This window comes from Alcanivorax sp. HI0083 (assembly GCF_001635175.1).
The window spans coordinates 1-5270 of the sequence record NZ_LWFX01001064.1; the positions used below are offsets into that span (position 1 = coordinate 1).

Below are 5270 nucleotides of genomic sequence, written 5' to 3' on the forward strand. Positions count from 1 at the left end.
AAACGCCGCCGACAGCATCGGCTACCCGATCATGTTGAAGAGTACCGCCGGCGGTGGCGGCATCGGCATGCAGGTCTGCGAAAACGCGGCCAGCCTGGACAAAGCCTGGGATACGGTTCGGCGCCTAAGTGCCAATAATTTTTCCAACGACGGCGTCTTCATCGAAAAATATATCGCCCGTGCTCGCCATATCGAAGTGCAGGTTTTCGGCGATGGCCAAGGCAACGCTATCACCCTGGGCGAACGGGATTGCTCTGCCCAGCGTCGCCACCAGAAGGTGCTCGAAGAAACCCCCGCGCCCAACCTGCCAGATGCGGTGCGCGCAGACTTGCATGCCACCGCAAAAACCCTCATGGAAGCCGTTCATTATCGTAACGCCGGCACTGTGGAATTTATTCTCGACCAGGACAGCAACGCCTTTTATTTTCTGGAAGTGAATACTCGCCTGCAGGTTGAGCACGGTGTCACCGAACAGGTATATGGCGTTGACCTGGTGGAATGGATGGTGCAACTGGCCGCCCGGGAACTGCCCGCGCTGGATCAACTCGGCACCAACCTGACCGCCTGTGGCCACGCTATCCAGGCGCGGATTTACGCGGAGGATCCGAACAAGGATTTCCAGCCCAGCGCTGGATTGCTTACCGCCGTGCAGTTCCCTGATGCAGACGGGCAATCGCGCCGCATTGATCACTGGGTGGAAGCCGGACTGACGGTGTCCCCCCTGTTCGATCCCATGCTGGCCAAAGTGATCGTTCACGAAGCCAGCCGCGATGCTGCTCTGGCGGCATTGAACAACACCCTCGCAGAAACCGGCATCGAAGGCATTGAAACCAACCGGGATTACATCCGTGCCATTCTGGCCGACCCGACTTTTTCCCAGGGTAAAATGACCACCCGCTACCTGAACGATTTCCGCTATCAGCCGTTCACCATGGACGTGCTGGCCGGCGGCACACTCACCACCGTGCAGGACTACCCTGGGCGCAGCGGCTACTGGCCCGTGGGCGTGCCGCCGTCCGGGCCGTTCGACAATCTCAGTTTCCGCCTGGGCAACCGCCTGCTTGGAAACGAAGAAAACGCCGCCGGACTCGAATTCACCCTCAATGGTCCCACGCTGAAATTCAACCAGGCCACCCGCATCGCCCTCACCGGTGCGGACATGCAAGCCACACTGGATGATCAGCCGGTTGCCTCCTATTGCGTCATCGCGATACAGCCCGGGCAGATCCTCAAGCTGGGCAAGGTCAGCGGCGAAGGGGCCCGCGCCTATCTGGCCGTGGCCGGCGGCCTGCAGTGCACACCCTATCTGGGCTCGCGCAGTACCTTCACCCTGGGACAGTTTGGCGGCCATGGTGGCCGCGCCCTGCACACCGGCGATGTTCTGCATTTTCAGGAAGCAGCGCCGACACCGGACTCAGTAACCGTGCCAGACTCCCTCAAGCCCGTGCTCGGCAATCACTGGACCCTGCGCGTTATTTACGGCCCCCATGGCGCCCCGGACTTTTTTACCAACGACGACATGGCCATGTTCTTCTCCACCGACTGGCAGGTGCATTACAACTCCAGCCGCACCGGCATTCGCCTGGTAGGTCCCAAGCCCACCTGGGCGCGCAGTGACGGCGGCGAAGCCGGCATGCATCCGTCCAACATTCACGACAATGCCTACGCGGTGGGCACGGTGGACTTCACCGGCGACATGCCGGTGATCCTCGGCCCCGACGGCCCCTCACTCGGCGGCTTTGTCTGCCCGGCCACCGTGATCCTCGCGGACCGCTGGAAACTCGGTCAGCTGAAAGCCGGGGACACCTTACGGTTCGACGCCATCAGCCTGGCAGACGCGGATGCACTGGCGGAAGAGCAGGACGCCTGCGTCGCCACCATGACTGCCCCGGTGAAACAGGTAGAAAGCACCGCCATCACCACACCGGTTCTCAACACCCTGTCGGCGGACGAGGCCGGTGTGGAGGTGGTCTACCGCGCCGCAGGGGATCGTTATCTGCTGGTGGAATATGGATCGCTGGTACTGGACCTGCGCCTGCGCTTTCGTGCCCACGCCCTGATGTTGTGGTTGGAAGAACAAAAACTGGATGGCGTTATCGAACTGACACCGGGTATTCGCTCCCTGCAGATTCATTTCGATCCAATGCGCCTGCCGCGCCACGCATTACTGAAAACACTCGCCGATGCCGAGCACGCCCTGCAGCAGCAGGACGACCTGGAAGTGCCCTCACGCATTGTCCATATTCCACTAAGTTGGGATGACGAGGCCTGTCATCAGGCCATCGAAAAATACATGCAGTCCGTACGCAAGGATGCCCCCTGGTGCCCCTCCAACCTGGAATTTATTCGCCGCATCAACGGGCTGGATAACGTGGACGAGGTCAAAAAGATCCTGTTCAGCGCCAGCTATGTAGTGATGGGCCTTGGCGATGTGTATCTGGGTGCCCCGGTGGCAACCCCCTACGACCCACGACACCGTCTGGTCACCACCAAGTACAACCCGGCCCGCACCTGGACGGCAGAAAACTCCGTGGGCATCGGCGGCGCCTACCTGTGCGTCTACGGCATGGAAGGTCCCGGCGGCTACCAGTTTGTCGGGCGCACCCTGCAGATGTGGAATCGCTACCGCCAGACAGAGGCGTTTGACCAGCCCTGGCTGCTTCGCTTCTTCGACCAGATTCGTTTCTACGAAGTCAGCCACGAGGAACTCAAGCAAATACGCCGGGATTTCCCCAAGGGGCAGTACCCGATTCAGGTGGAAGAGACCACGTTCAGCCTGAACGCCTACCAGCAATTTCTCGATGACAACCAGCAGGATATCGCCACCTTCACCGATGCCCGCAACCGGGCCTTTGATCAAGAGCTGCAACGCTGGGTGGAAAGTGGCCAGATCAACTTCCAGTCAGAACAGGATCTGGACGCGGACAACGGCGCTGACGATGTGCAAGGCACCCCCGTGGAATCCCCGGTGGCGGGCAGCATCTGGAAACTGAAGGTGCAGGAAGGCGACAACGTGAGTCAGGGCGATGTGGTGGCGGTACTGGAATCCATGAAAATGGAAATAGAAATTTACGCCCCCGCCACAGGCAAGGTTGCTGCCCTCACTCGGCAGGAAGGCCAGCAAATCAATGTCGGCCAGGCCATCATGGTGCTGGATTAGGACCAGTCCACATCATGGTTACCCTCGGCGCGGTTCATGCAGAATAGGAGGCGTTGGGCATCAACCCCTTTCCTCCTGATAAAAACGTCGATAAGGAGCAAGATGTTCCGCCTGGCCGTTCACCCAGGTTTGCAAGGGCTCAGGCATGGAGGAAGGCCAGTCCAGCCCGTACGCCGGTGGCATAAATAGCGGCGCCAGCAAGCTGGCTGCCGCCAGGTCTGCCCGCGAGAATTGCTCACCCACCAGGTAGGTGCGCCCCTGGTAAGCCTGTGACAAGGTCTGGATAGACTGCTCCAGAGCCACACGGCTGTCGCTGACATGGGGCTCGCGGATTTGCATTCCCTTGCGCATCAGCCCCTGTAATTTCGGGAAAATCGCCCGCAAAAATGCCTTCCCCCAGAACGGCCCACCCTTGGCAAAAAAGGGAATCACCAAATTCGGGTGGTCCAGCAAGGTGTGATAACAGTAACGGCGAACGTGCGGCCCAATATTGTCGTCGCAGAACGTTTCCCAGCGCAGCGCCTCTTCTCGTTCCTCCTGGCTCTGCGGGGTCAATGAGCGGGCCGGGAACTGCGTATCCAGATAGCTGATAATGGCCGCTGAATCTTGCACGTAGTGCCCGTCGTGCTCCAGCACCGGCACACTGCTGAACGGCGCCACCGCCTTCATCTTCTTCAAATGCAGGCCTGGCAGGTGGTTCTTCACCCGGTAATCCACGCCTTTGTAGTCCAGTGCCCAGCGCACTTTTTCGCAATAGTGGGAAATCGGGAATTGGTGCAGGACGATGGCCATACGGGCATCCTTTTAGTGAGTTAATTGCGGATCACATGAAAAAATAAATAGTGTGGGTCAAGTGTTATGACCGCCGTTATTATTTTGTGCGCCGTTTTTTTCATGCCAGCGGACAATTTCTTTCACCGCCGCCGCCGGAGAACGTGCCCAGCGAAAATGATCTGCACGGTCATTCAATGCCTGCTTATCCAGCAACACATTGCTCACGGTCGCTGCGATGAATTTTTCGTTTACCGCCTCCACCGACGCGGGCGGCGCAAAGGCATCATCCGCCATGCGCAGACTCAACACCGGCCCACTATACTGCGCGATACCACAATCCAGGTCGTCGCTGAAGCCATTGGCCTGATACCGGTTGGTTTTCGCCAGGGCCAGCCAGTCTTGCATCAGGGTTCTGGCTTCACGACCGCCAAACCCCAATTTGTCGCCAGGGTAATAACCCAACAACGCCGATGCAGGCGGGATGATGGCGCAAAGAACTTTCAGCTTGCGGCGGGTCTTACCGGTAAAGCCACCCAGCCAGGGGCTGCCACAGGCAGCCAGAATAATGCCGTCTATTTGCTCACCGTAAACACCAGCCGCCATGGCAGAATAATGGCCGCCCAGAGAGTGTCCCATGAGATAAACCGGCAAGGACGAAGAACGGCTTTTCACCCAGTCCAGCGCCATAGGTATTTCATTGACCAAAGCCTCACGAAAGCCCCAGTCGCAGTGATGCGACGGGCGCCAGGGGCTGTCGCCATGGCCTCGTTGTTCCAGTAAGGCCACGTTCAACCCGGCCGCCTGTAATGCCTGCGCCAATGGCTGATAGAAACGCGCCCCCATGCCTAGTGCCGCCATTAAAATCACCGATCCGCTGGCACTTTCTGCCGAGTACCAGTTGACCGGCAAGGTATAGCCTGCGCCGCCAGGCAGAGACATTGGCTCAGCCGCTTTCATTACTGGCCTCCTGACGGCGGGGGCGTTTCACCAGTTCACCCTGACAATTGGGGCAGCGGCTTGCATGGATGGTGCAGCAGTCCACACAGAAGGTGCATTCATAGGAGCAGATATAGGCTTCTGCATCGGCCGCCAGGGAACACTGGCAACTTTCACAACTGGATCGCATTTCAAGCATCTGGATCATCCGATTAGTGCGCTTTGACTTTCTCTTTGCCGCAGCGATCACAGCGGTATACCGTCACCAGCTTTCCCTGCTTCACATCAAACTGCTTTTCCTTGCAGATCACCCACTTGTGAAAGTCGTGCTGACACATGCCTTTTTTTGGCATCTTCTTTTGCGGTTTTTTGAACGGCAGAATATCGCCCATTAGCTCAG

General features: G+C 58.6%; 5 protein-coding genes. 1 reads left to right on the forward strand and 4 read right to left on the reverse strand.

The genetic code is table 11. From position 1 onward, the window contains the following. A partial coding sequence (gene uca, locus A3754_RS14015; RefSeq protein ID WP_063520191.1) for an urea carboxylase occupies positions 1 to 3160 on the forward strand: 3160 nt, incomplete at its 5' end. A gap of 60 nt (positions 3161 to 3220) precedes the next feature. On the opposite strand, the gene A3754_RS14020 is transcribed toward uca, so the two are convergent. The 4 genes from A3754_RS14020 to A3754_RS14035 form a co-directional block, all read right to left on the reverse strand. After that, the gene (locus A3754_RS14020; RefSeq protein ID WP_063520192.1) at positions 3221 to 3952 is read right to left on the reverse strand and encodes a glutathione S-transferase family protein; all 732 of its coding nucleotides are present in this window, start codon (positions 3950 to 3952) and stop codon (positions 3221 to 3223) included. 57 nt (positions 3953 to 4009) lie between these two features. After that, on the reverse strand, positions 4010 to 4891 hold the full coding sequence (locus A3754_RS14025; protein WP_063520193.1) for an alpha/beta fold hydrolase: 882 nt from the start codon (positions 4889 to 4891) through the stop codon (positions 4010 to 4012). Further along, the gene (locus A3754_RS14030) at positions 4878 to 5069 is read right to left on the reverse strand and encodes a DUF1272 domain-containing protein (protein WP_039926291.1); all 192 of its coding nucleotides are present in this window, start codon (positions 5067 to 5069) and stop codon (positions 4878 to 4880) included. Before A3754_RS14030 ends, A3754_RS14025 begins: the two co-directional genes overlap by 14 nt. A gap of 13 nt (positions 5070 to 5082) precedes the next feature. Next, a partial coding sequence (locus A3754_RS14035) for a hypothetical protein (protein ID WP_231880633.1) occupies positions 5083 to 5270 on the reverse strand: 188 nt, incomplete at its 5' end.